Annotated in this window: 20 protein-coding genes; 11 read left to right on the top strand and 9 right to left on the bottom strand. The window is 69.4% G+C overall.

Annotated features, from left to right (window positions below):
* Nucleotide 1 precedes the first annotated feature (1 nt).
* Nucleotides 2-616, top strand: a complete 615-nt coding sequence (locus tag ACWEOO_RS09675; protein ID WP_359940877.1) for an MBL fold metallo-hydrolase — start codon at nucleotides 2-4, stop codon at nucleotides 614-616.
* Here the strand turns inward: ACWEOO_RS09675 and ACWEOO_RS09670 are convergent.
* The gene (locus tag ACWEOO_RS09670; protein WP_452142626.1) at nucleotides 609-1,433 is read right to left on the bottom strand and encodes a GNAT family N-acetyltransferase; all 825 of its coding nucleotides are present in this window, start codon (nucleotides 1,431-1,433) and stop codon (nucleotides 609-611) included. The genes ACWEOO_RS09675 and ACWEOO_RS09670 overlap by 8 nt on opposite strands.
* Nucleotides 1,434-1,489: 56 nt before the next feature.
* Between ACWEOO_RS09670 and ACWEOO_RS09665 the strand changes: the two genes are divergently transcribed.
* From ACWEOO_RS09665 to mptB, 4 genes are read left to right on the top strand one after another with little or no spacing between them, the layout of a single operon-like run.
* Nucleotides 1,490-2,131 (top strand): PadR family transcriptional regulator, encoded by a 642-nt coding sequence (locus ACWEOO_RS09665; RefSeq protein ID WP_452142625.1) that lies wholly within the window; start codon nucleotides 1,490-1,492, stop codon nucleotides 2,129-2,131.
* 32 nt (nucleotides 2,132-2,163) lie between these two features.
* Nucleotides 2,164-3,150 carry an ABC transporter ATP-binding protein gene (locus ACWEOO_RS09660; protein ID WP_452142624.1) on the top strand — a complete coding sequence of 329 codons (987 nt, stop codon included), beginning with the start codon at nucleotides 2,164-2,166 and terminating at the stop codon, nucleotides 3,148-3,150.
* Nucleotides 3,147-3,911, top strand: a complete 765-nt coding sequence (locus ACWEOO_RS09655; protein WP_452142623.1) for an ABC transporter permease — start codon at nucleotides 3,147-3,149, stop codon at nucleotides 3,909-3,911. Before ACWEOO_RS09660 ends, ACWEOO_RS09655 begins: the two co-directional genes overlap by 4 nt.
* Nucleotides 3,912-3,951: 40 nt before the next feature.
* Entirely contained in the window at nucleotides 3,952-5,355 is a 1,404-nt protein-coding gene (mptB, locus tag ACWEOO_RS09650; RefSeq protein WP_452142622.1) for a polyprenol phosphomannose-dependent alpha 1,6 mannosyltransferase MptB, read from the top strand.
* On the opposite strand, the gene menD is transcribed toward mptB, so the two are convergent.
* From menD to ACWEOO_RS09635, 3 genes are read right to left on the bottom strand one after another with little or no spacing between them, the layout of a single operon-like run.
* Nucleotides 5,342-6,982, bottom strand: a complete 1,641-nt coding sequence (gene menD, locus ACWEOO_RS09645) for a 2-succinyl-5-enolpyruvyl-6-hydroxy-3-cyclohexene-1-carboxylic-acid synthase (protein ID WP_452142621.1) — start codon at nucleotides 6,980-6,982, stop codon at nucleotides 5,342-5,344. The two genes, mptB and menD, sit on opposite strands and share 14 nt — an antisense overlap.
* Nucleotides 6,979-7,905, bottom strand: coding sequence for an o-succinylbenzoate synthase (locus ACWEOO_RS09640; RefSeq protein WP_452142620.1), 927 nt, complete (start codon nucleotides 7,903-7,905; stop codon nucleotides 6,979-6,981). Before ACWEOO_RS09640 ends, menD begins: the two co-directional genes overlap by 4 nt.
* Entirely contained in the window at nucleotides 7,902-8,996 is a 1,095-nt protein-coding gene (locus ACWEOO_RS09635; RefSeq protein WP_452142619.1) for an AMP-binding protein, read from the bottom strand. Before ACWEOO_RS09635 ends, ACWEOO_RS09640 begins: the two co-directional genes overlap by 4 nt.
* Before the next feature lie 201 nt (nucleotides 8,997-9,197).
* Between ACWEOO_RS09635 and ACWEOO_RS09630 the strand changes: the two genes are divergently transcribed.
* Complete coding sequence (locus ACWEOO_RS09630; protein WP_452142618.1) at nucleotides 9,198-10,070, top strand: 1,4-dihydroxy-2-naphthoate polyprenyltransferase; 873 nt, start codon at nucleotides 9,198-9,200, stop codon at nucleotides 10,068-10,070.
* A 19-nt stretch (nucleotides 10,071-10,089) separates the two neighbouring features.
* Here the strand turns inward: ACWEOO_RS09630 and ACWEOO_RS09625 are convergent, their stop codons facing one another.
* The 3 genes from ACWEOO_RS09625 to ACWEOO_RS09615 form a co-directional block, all read right to left on the bottom strand.
* A complete protein-coding gene (locus ACWEOO_RS09625; RefSeq protein WP_452142617.1) occupies nucleotides 10,090-10,518 on the bottom strand; it encodes a hypothetical protein in 429 nt (142 codons plus the stop codon).
* A 39-nt stretch (nucleotides 10,519-10,557) separates the two neighbouring features.
* Nucleotides 10,558-10,737 (bottom strand): hypothetical protein, encoded by a 180-nt coding sequence (locus ACWEOO_RS09620; RefSeq protein ID WP_452142616.1) that lies wholly within the window; start codon nucleotides 10,735-10,737, stop codon nucleotides 10,558-10,560.
* An 88-nt stretch (nucleotides 10,738-10,825) separates the two neighbouring features.
* The gene (locus ACWEOO_RS09615; protein ID WP_452142615.1) at nucleotides 10,826-11,431 is read right to left on the bottom strand and encodes a TetR/AcrR family transcriptional regulator; all 606 of its coding nucleotides are present in this window, start codon (nucleotides 11,429-11,431) and stop codon (nucleotides 10,826-10,828) included.
* A 104-nt stretch (nucleotides 11,432-11,535) separates the two neighbouring features.
* Between ACWEOO_RS09615 and ACWEOO_RS09610 the strand changes: the two genes are divergently transcribed.
* Nucleotides 11,536-12,510 (top strand): NADPH:quinone oxidoreductase family protein, encoded by a 975-nt coding sequence (locus ACWEOO_RS09610; RefSeq protein ID WP_452142614.1) that lies wholly within the window; start codon nucleotides 11,536-11,538, stop codon nucleotides 12,508-12,510.
* Nucleotides 12,511-12,571: 61 nt separating this feature from the next.
* Here ACWEOO_RS09610 and ACWEOO_RS09605 read toward each other — a convergent pair whose 3' ends face one another.
* Nucleotides 12,572-13,690 carry an L-cysteine desulfhydrase Cds1 gene (locus ACWEOO_RS09605; RefSeq protein ID WP_359940841.1) on the bottom strand — a complete coding sequence of 373 codons (1,119 nt, stop codon included), beginning with the start codon at nucleotides 13,688-13,690 and terminating at the stop codon, nucleotides 12,572-12,574.
* 162 nt (nucleotides 13,691-13,852) lie between these two features.
* Between ACWEOO_RS09605 and ACWEOO_RS09600 the strand changes: the two genes are divergently transcribed.
* From ACWEOO_RS09600 to ACWEOO_RS09585, 4 genes are read left to right on the top strand one after another with little or no spacing between them, the layout of a single operon-like run.
* On the top strand, nucleotides 13,853-14,164 hold the full coding sequence (locus tag ACWEOO_RS09600) for a hypothetical protein (RefSeq protein ID WP_452142613.1): 312 nt from the start codon (nucleotides 13,853-13,855) through the stop codon (nucleotides 14,162-14,164).
* 34 nt (nucleotides 14,165-14,198) lie between these two features.
* Nucleotides 14,199-15,215, top strand: a complete 1,017-nt coding sequence (locus ACWEOO_RS09595) for a M48 family metallopeptidase (RefSeq protein ID WP_452142612.1) — start codon at nucleotides 14,199-14,201, stop codon at nucleotides 15,213-15,215.
* Complete coding sequence (locus ACWEOO_RS09590; protein WP_359940832.1) at nucleotides 15,212-15,823, top strand: TMEM175 family protein; 612 nt, start codon at nucleotides 15,212-15,214, stop codon at nucleotides 15,821-15,823. Before ACWEOO_RS09595 ends, ACWEOO_RS09590 begins: the two co-directional genes overlap by 4 nt.
* Nucleotides 15,820-16,299 carry a GNAT family N-acetyltransferase gene (locus tag ACWEOO_RS09585; protein WP_363712774.1) on the top strand — a complete coding sequence of 160 codons (480 nt, stop codon included), beginning with the start codon at nucleotides 15,820-15,822 and terminating at the stop codon, nucleotides 16,297-16,299. The genes ACWEOO_RS09590 and ACWEOO_RS09585 overlap by 4 nt, the downstream gene beginning before the upstream one ends.
* Nucleotides 16,300-16,361: 62 nt before the next feature.
* Here ACWEOO_RS09585 and ACWEOO_RS09580 read toward each other — a convergent pair whose 3' ends face one another.
* Nucleotides 16,362-17,930: an MFS transporter gene (locus ACWEOO_RS09580; protein WP_452142611.1), complete on the bottom strand. Its 1,569-nt coding sequence runs from the start codon at nucleotides 17,928-17,930 to the stop codon at nucleotides 16,362-16,364.
* Nucleotide 17,931: the final 1 nt, after the last annotated feature.

Below are 17,931 nucleotides of genomic sequence, written 5' to 3'. Positions count from 1 at the left end.
GGTGAAGCTGACGAAGTTCGCACATGCCTGTGTCCGGCTGGAGAAGGACGGCAAGGTGCTGCTGATCGATCCCGGAACGTTCAGCGAGGACGCCGCGTTCGAGACCGCGGACGCCGTGCTGATCACACATGAGCACCCGGACCACGTCGACGTCGAGCGGCTGCGTGGGCTGCAGGCGCCGATCTTCACCACCGCCGGTGTCGCGGGCCAACTGGGCGACGAGCGGGTCACGGTGGTGTCGGACGGTCAGTCCTTCGACGCGGCCGGGTTCGCGGTCCGTGCCTACGGCAAGGACCACGCGGTGATCCTGCCGGAGCTCGGCGTACCGTGCGAGAACATCGGGTACCTGGTCGACGACGCGGTCTACCACCCCGGTGACTCGTTCACCCGGCCGGACCGCGAGGTGCACACCAACCTGGTGCCGATCTCCGGCCCGTGGTTCGCACTGCCGGCGGCGGTCGAGTACGCACGCTCGGTCAAGGCGGAGCAGACCGTCGGCATTCACAACGCCCTGCTCAGCGACATCGGCCTCGGCATGATGAAGCGCTGGATCGGCGAAGCCGGCGGCCGCCCGTACCACGGCCTGGCCCCCGGCCAGTCCCTCGAGCTCAGCTGAGCTCGGCCTCGACGAAGTCGGCCACCGGGCGGTAGCCCGCCTGGTGGTAGATCTTGTTCGACGTCGGGTTGGCGAGGTCGGTGAACAGGCACGCCTGGTTGCCGTCGGCAAGGATCAGCGCCGTCACGTGGCTGGTCAGCGCGCCGGCGTACCCGTGCCGGCGCCGGTCCGGAGGCGTGTAGACCGGGCCGACCCGGCTGACGCCGAACACCGGCCGGTGGAAACCGACCATGCTGACCGGCTCGCCGTCGACCTCCCAGATCCACAGGGTCCGGTGCTCGAGGTGTCCTTCGGCCCATTCGCGGTAACCGATGCGCAACTCCTCGGCGAACCCGTCCTTGCCCCACCCGGCGACCAGGTCGACCTCGTCCGCGGTCATCAGCCGCGGGCCACCGGCGTCGGCCGCGGTCGGGGTGAGCTCCATCAGCTTGTGCAGCCGGGTGCCGCGCACGACGTCCATCCGGCCGCCGCGATGCTCGCGCCACCGCTCGCCGAACGCGGTCACGACGGGTCGATCTCCCGCGACGCCGGGGACCTCCTGCGGCAGTACGCCGGCGAACGCGTCGGCGACGGGTACGGCGAGGTCCTCGCGCAGCGCACCCAGGTACACGTAACGTCCTGGGGTCCGCATCGCGACACCGACCACGTCCGGGTCGTGCACCGAGACGTAGAACGCCGGCTCGGCGTCGCGCATCCGGCCCGTCACCCGCTCGTGGACGACGGTCATGACCAGGTTGTGCAGCACCGGATCCTGTTGCAGGAAAGGGAATGCGGTCTGCTCGAAGGCACGCGGATCACTCGTCACCCGGACGTCCATGTCCTGGAGCGTACGCCTGCGGCGCCCGACCGGTCCTGCGGATTTACACTGCGGGCATGTCCACCACGCGGTTGTTGCTGCTCGGCGTCGTGCGGATCTTCCAGCCGGCGTACGGGTACCAGCTGCGGCGCGAGCTGATGACGTGGCAGGTGGAGAACTGGGCGAACATCAACCCCGGCTCGATCTACACCGGCCTGCGGACCCTGGCCAAACATGGGTACCTGCAGGAGCTGGAGCAGGACGGCGCGCACCGGCCCGGGCGTACGTCGTACAAGCTGACCGCGGACGGCGAGACGGAGTACTTCTCGCTGTTGCGCGGCATGCTGTGGACCGTGGACGGGTTCCATCCCGACAAGATGCAGGCCACGATCAGCTTCCTGTGGTCGCTGCGCCGCGACGAGGTGATCGCGGCACTCGAGGCGCGGATCGCCCAGATCGAGTCCTGGCTCAAGTCGGAGCCGTTCGCCGAGCGCCAGATCCAGGAAGACCCCGCGACGCCGAACCACGTGGTCGAGATGTTCCGGATCACCAAGGCCCGCGACGAGGGCGAACTGCGCTGGACCCGCGAGTTCCTCGACCGGATCCGCGGTGGCGCCTACGCCTTCGCCGGCGAGCCCGCCGACTGGGAGCCGTACCCGGGCATGGTGACCCACTGGGGCAAGATCCCGGACGCCCCCGATCGCGATAATCAAGATTGACTAGTCAAAGTTGATTAGTCACACTGGCCCGCATGATGATCGAAGCGCGCGGGCTGGTGCGGACGTTCAAGACGAAGAGAGGCCCTGTACAGGCGGTGCAGGGGGTTGATCTCGAGGTGGCCGACGGGGAGATCGTCGGGTTCCTGGGGCCGAACGGGGCCGGCAAGACCACGACGATGCGGATGCTGGCGACCCTGATCACGCCGACGGCGGGGACCGCGACGGTGGCCGGTTGCGACCTGGCGAAGGACCCGGTCGGCGTCCGGCGCAGGATCGGGTACGTGCCGCAGAGCGGGTCCACGCTGCCCGAGGCGATCGCCGGCGACGAGGTCGTCGACCACGCCCGGCTGTACGGCGTACCGAAGGCGAAGGCGGCCGCGGACGGGCAGCGGCTGTTCGAGGAGCTCGACCTGCCCGGCCTCTGGCGCCGGCAGTGCAAGACGCTGTCCGGCGGTCAGCGCCGGCGCCTGGACATCGTGATGGGCCTGATCCACGACCCGAAGCTGATCTTCCTCGACGAGCCGACCACCGGCCTCGACCCGCAGGCGCGGGCCAACCTGTGGGAACACATCCGCGGCCTCCGCGACCGGGGCGCGACGATCTTCCTGACCACCCACTACCTGGACGAGGCGGACGCGCTCTGCGACCGGATCCTGGTCATCGACCACGGCCGGATCGTCGCTTCCGGAACGCCGGAAAACCTCAAGGAACAGGTGTCCGGGGACGCCGTCCGGCTGCGCCTCGCGGACGGTGCACAGGCGCCCGCGGTGATGAAGATCGTCCGCGAGCTCGACGGCGCCGGCGAGGTCGAGACGTCGGACGACGTGGTCGGTTTCCGGATCCCGCGCGGCGGTTCGGTGCTGCCCGGACTGCTGCGCTCGATCGATGCCCAGGGCATCGAGTTGCACGGTGTCGAGGTGCACCGGCCGACCCTCGACGACGTGTTCCTGACCATGACCGGCCGTTCCCTCCGCGACGAGGACACGGCCCCCGAGGCTGTCGAGGAGACCGCGGCATGACCGTCCTGCGTGAGACCTGGATCGTCTTCCACCGCGCGATGCGGCTGTCGCTGCGGAACCCGATGTGGTCGATCCTGATGCTCAGCCAGCCGTTGATGTACCTGTTCCTGTTCGGCCCGCTGCTGAAGCCGATCACCGCCCAGATCAGCCAGGGCGCGACCACGAACGCCTACCAGGTGTTCATTCCCGGCCTGATCGTGCAGCTCGGCATGTTCGGCGCGATGTTCGTCGGCTTCGGCCTGATCGCGGAGTACCGGGCCGGTGTCATCGAGGCCGACCGCGTCACCCCGGCCTCCCGGATCGCGCTGATGGCAGGACGAGTACTGCGTGACGTCGTCGTCCTCGTGGTGCAGTCGATCCTCCTGCTGCTCGCCGCGCTCCCCCTCGGTCTGCGGGCCCCGTGGGGCGGCGTACTGCTGTCGCTGGTGATCGTCGCGCTGCTCGGCGCCACCTTCGCCTCGCTGTCGTACTCGGTCGCGCTCATCACCAAGAGCGAGGACGCACTGGCGCCGCTGCTCAACGGCATCGCCATGCCGCTGCTGCTGCTGTCCGGCATCCTGCTGCCGATGCAGATCGGCCCGGCCTGGCTGCAGCACCTGTCCGACATCAGCCCGCTGAAGCACGTGGTGAACGGCGTCCGCGCCCTGTTCCGCGGCGACATCGGCAGCTCGCCCTCGCTCTGGGGCCTGTTCTGGGTGGTCCTGCTGACAGTCATCGGACTCGCTGTCGGCGCAAGAACGTTCCGCAAGGAATCTGCTTGATGTTCATTGGTGTGTTGCATGGGCGGGCTACGGTCCGCTCATGCGCTCGCCGGTGGTCCGTGGGGTCGTCGGCTCAGTCGTAGTCGCGATGGCGAGCCTGGTGACGTCGGTGGTGCCGGCGTCGTCGTGGGTCGCTGCGGTTCCGCTTCGCCACTCGTTGCCCGGTCGGATGGTCGGGTTGACGTTCATGGTCGCCGGGCTCGGGCTGATGGCCTGGGCCTGGCTGACCGTCGGCCGGCAGGTCATGGCCGGTGCACGTCTCCCGCTGCTCCGTATGGCGGCGTGCTGGAGCGCACCGCTCCTCCTGACCCCGCCGCTGTTCAGTCGGGACGCCTGGAGCTACGCGGCCCAGGGCGCCCTGGTCGCCGAGGGCTACAACCCGTACGACGTAGGCCCCGGCGTACTGTCCGGCCACATCGTCGAGGCCGTCGACCCGATGTGGATGCAGACACCGGCGCCGTACGGTCCCCTGCCGCTCGCGTACGGCGGTCTGCTCGCCCACCTCACCATGGACCCGTACGTGCTGATGCTGGGGCACCGCGTCCTCGCCGTACTGGGCATAGTCCTCATCGCCTGGGCCGTGCCGCGGCTGGCGATCGCATGCCGCGTCGACCCGGCTGTCGCCACCTGGCTGGTCGTTCTGAACCCGATGCTGATCACCCACGGCATCGGTGCGGCGCACAACGACGTACTGATGCTCGGGCTGGCCTGCAGCGCCTTCGCGCTCGCACTGACCGGCCGCTGGGGCACGGCGGCCGTCATCGCCGGTGCAGCGGCCGCCGTGAAGCTTCCAGGCGGGCTGGTGGCGGTCGCCATTGCCGCAGTGATGAGCCCGCTCGCCGGGCGGCTGCACCGGTTCGCCAGCCTGGTCGTTGCGGGCGCGGTGTCTGTACTGACGCTCGTCACCATCGGCGCGCTGACCGGTGTGGGCTCCGGCTGGCTCGGGGCGCTCGACGTACCCGGACTGGTCCGTTCACCGTTCTCCATCGCCAACCTGATCGGCATGGCCGCGTCCGGCATCCTCGGCTGGCTCGGTGAGGACACTGCGGCCGCACAGGCTCTCCAGATCGTCCGTCTGGTCGGTATGGTCGCCGCGCTCGGCCTGATCGCGTGGCTGAGTCTCCGGTCGTCCATCCACTACGCGGCGAGGGCTGTGGGCGTCGCCCTGCTCGCGGTCGTCGTCCTCGGGCCGAGCGCGCACGACTGGTACTTCCTGTGGTGTCTGCCGTTCCTGGCCGTGGCCCGGCCCGGTCGCCGGCTGACCACGATCATCACCGCGGTCAGCCTGATCTTCACCATCGCTGCCCCGCTCAACTCGTCACTGCGCGGCGCGACGATCCCGATCCTCACGACGACGGCGCTGGTCATCGCGATGGCCGTACCGCTGCTCAGCCACCTCAGGACCTTGCAGCCCGCGCGAAAGGTGCCGGTTACAGCTGCCTGAGCGCCGCGACCAGCGCCGCGCCGATCGGACGGTGACCGTCCCGGGAGATCCGCACCTCGACGACGTCCAGGCCGGCGACCGTGAGCGCCAGCGCGGCCTGCAGCTCGTCGACGGTCTCCACCAGCGTGTACGGCGTACCGCTGGCCGCGCACAGAGCGCCGAGGTCGACGTTGTGCGGTGTGCCGAAGACCCGTTCGAAGTGCGTCGCGTGGTCCGGGTCGCCTTGTTCCAGCGTGGAGAAGATCCCGCCGCCGTTGTCGTTCACGACCACGATCCGCAGGTCGGGCCGGGCCTCGTCCGGCCCGATGACGAGCCCGGTGCTGTCGTGCAGGAAGGCGAGATCGCCGATCAGCGCGTACGTCGGGCCCGCGTTCGCGAGCGCGGCGCCGACGGCGGTCGAGATCGTGCCGTCGATCCCGGCCAGGCCGCGGTTCGCGATCGTGCGGATCGGGACGACCGGTGCGAGGTCGAGGTCGCGGACCGGGTTCGACGAGGCGACCACGAGCATCCCGTCGGCACCGACCGCCGCACCGACGAGCGCCGCGACGCGCGGTCCGCTGAGGCGGTCCGCGAGCACCTTGTCGATCTCCGGACGGGCCGCCTGGTCGGCGTCCTGCCACCTCTGCAGCCAGCCGGTCGTGTCGGGTCCGGTGACGGTCAGCCCGGAGACCACGGAGGCCGCGCGGCGGGCCGGGTCCGGCCACAGGCCCGTCGGCGCGACCACGATCAGCTCGACATCGGGCCGCGCCAGCAATTTCGCGACCGGCCGCGACAGGGTCGGGTGCCCGAAGACCAGCACCCGCTCGATCTCGCTGGCGAGAGGGCTTGCCTGCAGCAACAGCCGGTACGCACTGACCACCGCCGGGCCCGTCCGCGCCCGGCTGGACGGCTCCGCGAACAACGGCCACCGCCCCGCCTCAGCAGCCAGCCGCGCCGCTTGCGAGGCCCCGTCACCAGCAACGACCACGGTCCTCGGCCCTGGAGACACAGCAGCGGGTTGAGCACTCGCAGCGTGCACAGCAGTCCACGGTCCCGTGCTGCGTCCGTGCAACGGCTCCGGCCACTCAGGTCCGTCAGTAGGCACCAGCGGCTCACTGAGCGGGCAGTTGAGCTGCACCGGCCCAGGGTCCGCGGAACGCGCACCTGTCGCGTTGGCCACGGCACGCGCGACCTGCGACCGCCAGTACGCCACCTGGCCGGCCTCACGCACCGGCGTACCCATCTCGTGGAACAGGCGGACCGCAGAGCCGAACACCTTGATCTGATCGGTGGTCTGGTTCGCGCCACTGCCTCTCAGCGCAGGAGGCCGGTCCGCGCTCAGCACGATCAGCGGGAGACCGCTGTGCGACGCCTCGAGTACGGCGGGGTGCAGGTTCGCCACCGCAGTACCCGAGGTGGTGACGACCGGCACCGGCAGACCGCTACCGCGCATCAGGCCGATCGCCAGGAAGCCCGCCGTACGCTCGTCGATCCGCACGTGCAGCCTGAGCCGGCCGTCCCGGTCGGCGGCCGCGAACGCCAGCGCCAGCGGGGCGCTACGCGAGCCGGGGCACACCACGGCCTCGCGTACGCCGCAGCGGATCAGCTCGTCGACCACCACCGTCGCAAAGGCCGTGGAGGGGTTCATCCGGAACTCCTTACTCGGGACAGGCGTTCTTCCCACACCTTGGTCCGGTCCGCGTCGGCCCGCGCTTGCTGAAGCAGCTCGGGATCCGGTGCGACGCGTCTGACCGGCAGGAAACCGTCCTTGGCCAGTAATGGCTCGGTGGTGACCTCTCGCGTAAACATCGACACCGTGGCCAGGCCGCAGGCGTACGGCAGCTCCGGCAGTGCGGCGGCGAGCGCAACGCCGGCTGCGATACCCACGGAGGTTTCCAGTGCTGACGAGACCACAACGGGCAGTCCGATCCGCTCCGCGATGTCCAGGCACGCACGGACTCCGCCGATCGGCTGCACCTTCAGTACGGCGATGTCCGCCGCGTCGAGCTTCTTGACCCGGAGTGGGTCCTCAGCGCGCCGGATAGACTCGTCAGCCGCGACAGGCACGTCCGTCCGGCGCCTGACCTCGGCCAGCTCTTCCACGGATGCGGTCGGCTGCTCGACGTACTCCAGGTCGAATCGCTGCAGCTGCTTGAGGTTCTGGACGGCCTGGTCCACCGACCACAGCCCGTTGGCGTCGATGCGTACCTGTCCGCTGCCGATGGCGTCCCGTACTGCTTCCACGCGCTCCAAGTCGTCAGCGAGCGTCTGACCCGGCTCAGCCACCTTCACCTTCGCCGTACTGCAGCCGGATGCTCTGACGATCTCGGCTGCCTTCTCAGGGCCAACTGCGGGCACGGTGCAGTTGACGGGCACACGGTCGCGTACTGGTGCCGGCCAGCCGACCTCAGCCGCCTCGCGAGCGGCCCGCAGCCAGGACACGCAGGTGGCATCGTCGTAGTCCAAGAACGGGCTCCACTCCGCCCAGCCCGCAGGGCCTTCGTACAACATCCCCTCGCGCACTGTGATCCCGCGGAACTTGTTCTTGAGGCCGATCGAGTACGTGATCACCGCACGCCCTCCAGGAGCCGCTGCCGATCCACCTTGCCCGAGGCAAGCATCGGCAACGCCTGGAGCTGTACGACCTCCTGCGGCGCCCAGGTCCGCGGCAGGGTCTGGCTGACCCAGTTCCGAGCCTCGTCGCGCGTCGGCTCGCCGACGACGAACGCCACGACGCGCGTCCCCCACTCAGCATCCGGAACGCCCAGTACTACGGCGTCCTTCACCCGCGGATGCTCGAGCAGACGGGCCTGCACCGTCGTCAGCGTGACGTTCACCCCACCGGAAACGACCACGTCGTCGACGCGGCCGATCACCCGCAGCCGACCGTCCACCAGCTCACCGCGATCCTGCGTCCGGAACCACCCGTCGCGCAGCACCTCCGCGGTCAGCTCCGGCCGCAGCCGGTAGCCGGAGAACAGCGTGCTTCCCTTGATGAGAATGCGTTGATCGGCGCCGAGGTCGATCGCGGTGCCGTCCAGCGGCACCCCGGCGTACACGCAGCCGCTGCCGGTCTCGGTCATCCCGTACGCCGGGATCGCCTTCACGCCGGCCTCCGCGGTGCGTTGTTTGAGCGGCTCCGGCGTCGACGCCCCGCCGATGATGATCGCGTCGAACGAGCGCAGCGCTTGGACGTCGGTCTCGAGGTACCGGGCCAGCTGCGTCGGCACCATCGCCGTGTAGCGCCGTACGCCGGTCAGCTGCCGGGCGGCTTCGGTGAAGCTGTCGCCGAGCAGCACGGGCGTCGTACCGGCGACCAGCGAGCGCGTGAGGATCTGCAGCCCGCCTACGAAGTACGGCTTCATCGGCAGCAACCACTGCCCCGGGCCGCCGAGCCTGTCGTGCGTGGCAACCGCCGACGCGACCAGCGCCTCCCGCGAGAGCAGCACGCCCTTCGGCTCGCCGGACGATCCGGAGGTGGTCAGCACGACCGCACAGCCGTCCTCGACCGGCTCGTCCGGCCTGGCCGCCTGCTGCACCCGCGCGGCCCCGACCGCGTCCCCCGGCACCGGCGCGAATGGCGCTCCGCTCCCGTCCAACACACCGGCGAGCGCCGCCAACACCCCGTCCGGCGTCCCCGGAACCAGCCGCAACCTAGACATGTCCCTCCGAGCGTACGGCCCACCCACCCAGCCGGTCGCACCGGACCGGCCGACCGGCGGCCGACCACCGAGTCGTGGATTCCGGCTGTGCCGGCCGGCCATTTCCCACGACTCGGCGAACAGGGCCGGAGCCATTCGCCACGAGTCGGCGCGCCGGGGCGCTTCGGGCGGTCGGCCGTGCGGCTGACAGAATCGACGGTCATGGCTACCCCTGCCCAGTGGATCGAAGGCGCCCGCCCCCGCACCTTGCCCGCCGCCATCTCCCCCGTGCTGGTCGGCACCGGCGCCGCGGCGTACCTCGACGGCTTCGTCTGGTGGAAGGCGCTGCTGGCCCTCGGCGTCGCGCTGGCGCTGCAGATCGGCGTCAACTACGCCAACGACTACAGCGACGGCATCCGCGGCACCGACGAGAACCGCGTCGGCCCGCTCCGCCTGGTCGGCTCCAAGGTCGCCACGCCACGGGCGGTCAAGACCGCCGCCTTCACCTGCTTCGGCATCGGCGCCGCCCTCGGCATCGTGCTCTGCGCAACGTCGAGCTGGTGGCTCCTGGTCGCCGGCGTCGCGTCCCTGCTCGGCGCCTGGTTCTACACCGGCGGCAAGCGCCCGTACGGCTACCGCGCCCTCGGCGAGGTCAGCGTGTTCCTGTTCTTCGGCCTGGTCGCCGTCCTCGGTACGACGTACGTCCAGGCGGAGACCCTGAGCTGGACCGCGGTGGCCGGCGCCGTCTCGATCGGCGCCATCGCCTGCGCTCTCCTGGTCGCGAACAACCTCCGCGACATCCCAACCGACTCGGTCACGGGCAAACGCACGCTGGCCGTGGTCCTGGGCGCCGCCCTCTCCCGCCGCTTCTACGCCGCTTTGATCGCCCTGGCGTTCATCCTCGCTGCAGTGTCCGTCATCGCCACACCCTGGACCCTCCTGGCCTTCATCGCCCTCCCCCTGGCTGTGAAGTCCACCCGCATCATCCTGAGCGACGCCGTCGGCCCCGCCCTGATCCCGGTCCTGAAATTCACCGGCCTGACGGAACTCCTGTACGCCATCGGCCTCGGCCTTGGACTGGCCCTGGGCGGCTAATCCGTTCCGACGCGAACGTTCACTCGTCGGCAGGAATCCGGGGGCGGAAGTCGACCTCGCAGGTGTAGTAGCGCATCGACAGCGCAGCGCGCTCGACGTCGACGGCGCCCTCGCCGATGGCGAGGACATGGTTGAGCCACCGGTGGGTTTCGTCATCGGTCACGAATGTGAGGACATGCAGGCCTGCGCCGTCGGCGAGGTTCGACAGACCTGTCAGCCGGAACAGCACGAAACCGCCGTCTCCGACGTCGACCGTTCCGCGGGCGTCAGGATGGGCGTACCCGCCCTGGATCCTGGGGTTGTTGGACCACCGAGCGGTGCCGCTGAGCCGGCCCGTGAAGACCGCGGTGCCCTGCCCGTACAGCAATCCGTCGCCTGCCTCCGACGGCTCGACCGCCTGGAGCAAGTCATACCGCCACTCGACGTCACAGAGATGGTCGAGCCGCATGGTCCACCTCCCACCGGTGTGGTCCTGACGATCCCCGCCTCAGCGGATTCGCGTGATCAGGTCTTCGATGGCGTCGGCGAGTTCCCCCACCGGTTGTTCACCGTCCAGTTCCAGAGTCGCACCTCGCCGCAGCAATGGCTCGACTTCTCGGACATGGCCGGCGATCTCGGCCTGTTGGTCCGCGGTCCGGCCGTACGGGTTGTTCGTACGGCGGCTCACGCGGTCGATGAGGACGTGGACCGGAGCGCCAGTTCGTCGACGAGGGTGGTCTTGCCGGCGCCGGACATGCCGGTGATCAGGATGCGAGTCATGCGGCGAGGGTGTCCCACGCAGCCATCGCGCAGGTGATGACGGTTTCCAGTTCGGCGCGGGTCGCGCCGTCGCGGGCCTGGATCGAGAGGCCTTGGACGACGGTGGCGTAGTACCTGGCCATTGCTTCCAGCCCGATGACTGGCGTCGGCAGATCGCCGTCGGTCACGCCACGGGACAGGCGGTCCTTGATCTCGACGTACTGGCCGTGCCGACCGTCGGCCAGAAACTCGCGTATTGCGTGATTCTCGACGGCGCCGGTCGGGGCGGCGAGGACGAGCATGCAGTAGTGCGGATGTTCTGGATGGGTGATCTGATCCGCGGTCGCCTGCAGCATCGCGTGGATCGCCTCGCGGGCGGTCGGTCCTTCGCGGAGGGCCTGCCGAGGCGGACCTCCGGCTGTTGTTCCGTACAGGGCCATGACCTGCCGGAACAGGTTTTCCTTGCTACCGAAGTACGCGTAGATGCTCGCGGACCGGATCCCCATCGCACCGCCGAGATCGCTGAGCGACGTGCCTTCGTACCCGCGTTCCCAGAAGACATCCAAGGCCTGACGCAAGGCGACGTCCGGGTCGAACGTACGCGGCCGGCCGCGGGTTGCCATCGGTCCTCCCCGACTTTGTTGGTCGATCGACCAAGTTTATCTTGACCGGCCCACAAGGCGGTGTCACGATTTGTTGGTCAATCGACCAACAAAGGAGGGGTGTCATGCGGGCACTGCAGCAGATGTCGCTCAACGGACCCCACGACCTGCAACTGACCGACGTACCGATCCCGGAGCCCGGCCCCGGCGAGGTTCTCGTGCGAGTCAGAGCAGCCGGCCTCAACTACGTCGACATCTCCCAGTCCCGCGGCACCTTCGCAGGCGGCCCGAACCCGCCATACATCGCCGGCATCGAGGCCGCCGGTGAGGTGGTCTCCGTCGGTGATGGGGTTCAGCTCGCGGTCGGCACTCACGTGATCGGCGTCAGCATCGGCGGCGGAGCGTTCGCCGAGAACCTGGTGCTGCCCACAGTCGCGGCCGTGCCCGTGCCTGCGGGATGGAATGACGAGCAGGCATTGGGTCTGGTCGTCAACTGGCCGACCGCCTTGGCCGCGCTCCGGCCGTTGGGCAGGCTGACCGCCGGCGAGACCGCGCTGATCCACGCCGCGGCAGGCGGAACCGGCCAAGCCGCCGTGAAGCTGGCAAAGCACTACGGCGCAACGGTGATCGCAACCGCCTCCCCCGAGAAGCACGACGTCGTGCGCGCCCTCGGCGCCGACCACATCCTCAGCTCTCGCAGCCCCGACCTGGCCGCCGAAGTGCTGCGGTTAACGCACGGCGCCGGTGTCGACCTGACCCTGGAGTCGATCGGCGGCCCCACCCTCGAGACCAGCCTGACCGCCACCAAACGCGTCACCGGCCGAGTAGTCGTCACCGGCCTCCCCGCCGGAGAAGCGACGATCACCAACTGGGACCTGGTCTACAAACACCAACTCCATCTCATCGGCCTCAACATCGGCACCCTGATCCAGCACACACCACAGATCTTCGGCGAGGTGATGGCAGAACTGTTCCACCTCATCGCCACCGGGGTACTCACCCCCGCCCAGCCCACGACCTACGACCTGGCCGACGGCCCGAAAGCCCTCGCCGAACTCGATTCCCGGGCCACGGTGGGCAAAGTCGCACTCCTGCCCTGACCGAGCACCAACCAGTCGACGGCAATCCACAAACACGTACTGCGTAGCACGCGGGGGCTGATTACTCCGGTTCGGTCCAGTGGCCGGTGGTGGCGAAGGTTTCGAGGGTGGTGGTGTAGGGGGTGATGTCGATGCCGGCGGTGCGGAGCCAGGTGTCGTCGTAGTAGGTGTTGCCGTAGCGTTCGCCGCTGTCGCAGAGGAGGGTGACGATGCTGCCGCGGGCGCCGGTGCGGCGCATTTCGGCGGCGAGGCGGAGGGCGCCCCAGAGGTTGGTGCCGGTGGAGCCACCGACGAGGCGGCCGGTGACGCGGGAGCAGAAGCGCATCGCGGCGATCGAGGCGGCGTCGGGGACCGAGATCATCCGGTCGACGACGCCAAGGACGAAGGACGGCTCGACGCGCGGGCGGCCAATGCCTTCGATGCGGGACGGGCGGCCGGTGGAGAAGTCGTGGTCGCCGGCTTCGAAGGCGGGGAAGAACGCGGAGTTCTCCGGGTCCACGACCGCGACCGACGTGTCGTACCGCTGGTAGCGCACGTACCGCCCGATGGTGGCCGACGTGCCGCCGGTGCCCGCGCCGACCACGATCCACGTCGGGATCGGGTGCGCCTCGAGCGAGAGCTGCCCGAAGATCGACTCGGCGATGTTGTTGTTGCCGCGCCAGTCGGTCGCACGCTCGGCGTACGTGAACTGATCCATGTAGTGACCGCCGGTCTCCTCGGCCAGCCGCTTGGCCTCGCCGTAGATCTGGCCGGAGCGCTCGACGAAGTGGCAGCGGCCGCCGTAGAACTCGATCAGCTCGACCTTCTCGCGGCTCGTGGACGCCGGCATCACCGCGATGAACGGCAGGCCGAGCAGGCGGGCGAAGTACGCCTCGCTGACGGCCGTGGAGCCGCTGGACGCCTCGATGACGGTGGTGCCTTCGTGGATCCAGCCGTTGCACAGCGCGTACAGGAACAGGGAGCGGGCGAGCCGGTGCTTGAGTGAGCCGGTGGGGTGGACGGACTCGTCCTTGAGGTACAGGTCCACGCCGGAACCTGCCGGCATCGGGAACACGTGCAGGTGCGTGTCCGCGCTGCGGTTCGCGTCGGCGTCGACGATCCGGATCGCCTCGGAGACCCAGGCCCGCGCCTTGTCGTCGCGCCGGTCGACCTCACGGCACACCCCGTCTACCTCACTCATGCGGGCCAGGCTAAGACGTACGGCGCGATTTGAGTATTCCTACGCTCTGCAACCACTCACCCCGACAGCGAGGATCGGTCCCATGATCGATGTCCCTGACTGGTTCGTCGCGCTCATGGTCGTCCGGTACCTGCACGCCCAGCAGTACGCCGGGCGGCCCCGGTGATCCCGCTCGGCGCGATCGAGTTCTCGCCGGCCGAGGTCGCGATGATCCTCGCGATCCTCACCGTCGGAGCGATCGCCCTGGCCCTCCCCGCAACCTTGACGCTTGCCTGGGTCGGCTACCGCCGCGGCACCCAGCGCCCCGGCTGGAACGCGCTCTGGTACTGGCTGGCCGGTACGGCGCTGTCGGTCGGGACGACTGCCATCGCGGCCGGCCAGGGCCTCGGCTGGTGGGCGGTACCGACCGGCTGGATCCCCACCGGGTTGCTGGCCGCGGCGCTCAATCCCCGCTGGACCCCGAGGGCGAGCTAGGTTGGGAATCCATGACGACCGGGCAGGGGGAACGATGACCGAGAACAGTGATCGGCCGACGCGGCAGCGGGTGACGTTGACCGACATCAGCTCGCGGGCGTGGGAGCACCCGGCGGACCGGGGTGCGCTGGTCGCGCTGCGGCAGCTGAAGGGCTTCGACTACGTCCTGCGCAAGATGTCGGGGATGATCAACGAGCGGGCGTTCCGGCTGCAGTTCCTGGGTGGCGCGATCCGGGTCGACGAGCGGCAGTTCCCGACCGTGCACCGGCTCTTCACCGAGGCGGCCTCCACGCTCGACGTCCGCCAGCTCCCCGAGCTGTACGTCACCAACAGCCCGATCTGGAACGCGGTCACGATCGGCATGGACAAGCCGTTCATCGTGGTGAACAGCGCCCTGATCAAGGGCCTCGACGAGGAGGAGCTGCGGTTCGTCCTCGGTCACGAGCTCGGCCACGCGCAGAGCGGGCACGCGCTGTACCAGTCGCTGCTGCTCTGGCTGATGCGCCTGACCGGTGCCGTCGGCTGGATGCCGATCGGCGCGCTCGGTCTCCGTGCGATCATCGCCGCGCTGCACGAATGGCACCGCAAGGCCGAACTCTCCGGTGATCGGGCGGGTCTGCTCGCCGTCCAGGACCCGGCGGTCGCGCTGCGCGTCCAGATGAAGCTCGCCAGCGGCGGTCAGCTCGATGAACTCGACACCACCACGTTCCTCGCCCAGGGCACGGAGTACGAGAGCGCCGGCGACCTGCGCGACAGCGTGCTGAAGCTGCTGCTGCTCGAGGCGCAGTCGCACCCGATGGCCGTCATCCGGGCGCACGAGCTACGCCGCTGGGTCGACGAGGGCGAGTACACGACGATCGTCTCCGGCGACTACCCGAAGCGGCAGGGCGACGCCGACGCGTCGATCTCGCAGGAGGCGAAGAACGCCGCCAAGTCGTACACCGACGCGTTCAACCGCTCGCAGGACCCGCTGGCCAAGTTCCTCCGCGACCTCGGCGACGGCCTCGGCGGCGTCCGCGACTGGGTGTCCTCCAAGTTCCCACCCCGGTGACGGGGCCGGTGCTGAAGACCGCTCGTCTGGAAGCGTTCAGCGACGGAGTGTTCGCGATCGCGATCACCCTGCTGGTGATCGAGATCAAGGTCCCCGAGGACACCTCTCACCTGATGCAGCAGCTGGGCCACCTGTGGCCGTCGTACCTGGGCTATGTCATCAGCTTCCTGGTGATCGGCCTGATCTGGGCGAACCATCACGCGATGTTCGACCACATCGCGAGCGCGGACCGGGCGCTGCTGTTCCTGAACACGATCCTGTTGCTGCTGGTCGCCCTGATCCCGTTCACGGCCGGTGTGTTCGCGTCGGCGTTGCGCAACCACGAGGGCGAGCGGACGGCGGTCGTCCTGTACGGCGCGCTGCTCGTCGCCGGCGGCCTGCCGTTCAACGCGATCTGGGAGTACGCGCGCCGCGGTCACCGGCTGCTGGGCGACACGATCAACCCGGACGAGGCTCGCCGGATGAGCCGCCGTTTCCTGCTCGGCCCGTTGCTGTACGGTGCCGGCACGGCGCTCGGCGCGATCCTGCCGATCCTCGGCATCGTCGCGTTCTCGCTGCTCATCCCGTTCTACTGGCTGCCGCCCCTGACCCGACGGAGCAGGACGTGACCGACGTAAGACCCATCGGCCCGGACGACTGGAAGGCGTGGCGCGAGCTCCGGCTCGCCGCGCTCGCGGAGGCGCCGTTCGCCTTCGGTTCGCAGTACGCGGACTGGGTGGACGCCACCGAGGACCGCTGGCGCGAGCGGCTGAGCTCGCCCGGCGCCTATCAGGTGATCGCCTCGATCGACGGTACGCCGGCCGGTATGGCAGGCGGGTTTCCGAGCGCCGACGACACCGCCGAACTGGTCTCGATGTGGGTCGCGCCCGCGGGCCGTGGCAAGGGCGTCGGCAACGCGCTGATGACCGCGATCGAGGACTGGGCCCGCGGCATCGGCGCCGCGACGCTGAAGCTTTCCGTTGTTCCGGGCAACGATCCGGCGCACAACCTGTACCTGCGGCACGGGTACGTCGACACCGACGAGCCCGGCGACCTGATGGCCGACGGCGTACGCCGGGAGCTGGTCATGCGTAAACCGCTGTAGACACAGACGAAGGGCCTGCTTCCCCCCTCCCGGGAAGCAGGCCCTTCAGGTACTGCGGCCGATCAGCCCATGTGGACGGCGTTCTGGCCGTCGGTGGCCAGGTCCTTGTGCTTGATCGACAGGCCGACGAGCGTGATCACGGCCGCGCCCAGCGCCAGGAACGCCGACCAGATGAACGCCCGGGTGAAACCGTGCGTCGTGGCGAGCGCGGTGAACTGGCCCTGCAGCTGCTTGATCTGCTCCGGCGACTGCCCGGACTCCGCCGCCTTCTGCAGGCCCGGGGCCAGCTCGGCGAACTTGTCCTTGATCGCGCTGGTGGAGATCGTGCCCAGCAGGGCCAGGCCGACCGCACCACCGATCTGCTGCACCGTGTTCAGGACGGCGGATCCGACGCCGGAGTCCTCGTTCGCGACGCCGCTGACCGCGGTCAGCGTGAGCGGGACGAAGATCAGGCCCATACCGAACGACAGCACCAGGATGTACGGGAGCAGGTCGGTCAGGTACGACGAGTCGACCTGGAGCCGGCTGAAGCCGAACATGCCGGCCGCGACGAAGACCCCACCGGCGCCGGAGATCCAGCGCGGGTCGACCCGCGCCACCAGCGTCGACGCGACCTGCGCGGCGACCACGATGCCGAAGCTGAACGGCAGGAACGACAGGCCGGTCTTGATCGCGCTGTAGCCCATGATGCTCTGCACGAAGATGCCCAGGAAGTAGAACATCGAGAACATCGCCGCACCGACGATGAGCATCACGAAGAAGCTCACGCCGCGGGTCCGGTTCGCGAGGATCCGGAACGGCATCAGCGCGTGCCGCGAGCGCGCCTCGATCCCGAGGAACGTCCCGATCAGCGCCAGGCCGGCGAAGATGAAGACGAGGGTCCAGGTGTCGCCCCAGCCCTCGGTGGCGGCGTGCGTCAGACCGTAGACCAGCGAGGTCAGACCGATGGTTCCGGTGACCGCACCCGGGATGTCGAACTTGCCGGTCTGTCGCTCCGACTCACCGAGGAAGCGGAAGGCTGCCACGGCCACCAGCAGGCCGATCGGCGTGTTGATGAAGAACGTCCAGCGCCAGTCGGCCTCGGTCAGGGCGCCGCCGAGGATCAGCCCGATCGCCGCTCCGGCTCCGGACATCGCGGCGTACACGCCCATCGCGCGGTTGCGCTCCTTGCCGGCCGGGAACGTGGTGGTGATGAGTGCCAGCGCGTTCGGCGAGGCGGCCGCGGCCGCGACGCCCTGCAGGATCCGGCTGGCCAGCAGCACGCCCTCGCTCTGGGCGATACCGCCGACGAACGACGCCAGGCCGAACAGGACGACGCCGAACACGAACACCTTGCGGCGGCCGACGATGTCACCGATCCGGCCGCCGAGCAGCAGCAGACCGCCGAACGCCAGCGCGTAGGCGTTGACCACCCACGGCAGCGACGCGTCGCTGAAGCCTAGCTCGTTCTTGATGTGCGGCAGCGCGATGTTCACGATGGTGCCGTCCAGCACCACCATCAGCTGCGCCATGCAGATCAGCGCGAGCGCGATGCCGAGGTTGCGATGGCCGTGCGCGTTGGCTCCGGTCGCCGCCACAGCGTCGACCGGCCGGCCGTCCGGCGGATCGGCGTTGATGACTTCTTCGGACATG

This window comes from Kribbella sp. NPDC004138, from assembly GCF_053603655.1.
Note: the sequence above shows the minus strand (reverse complement) of the source record. Positions and strands in the feature narration are given on the sequence as shown.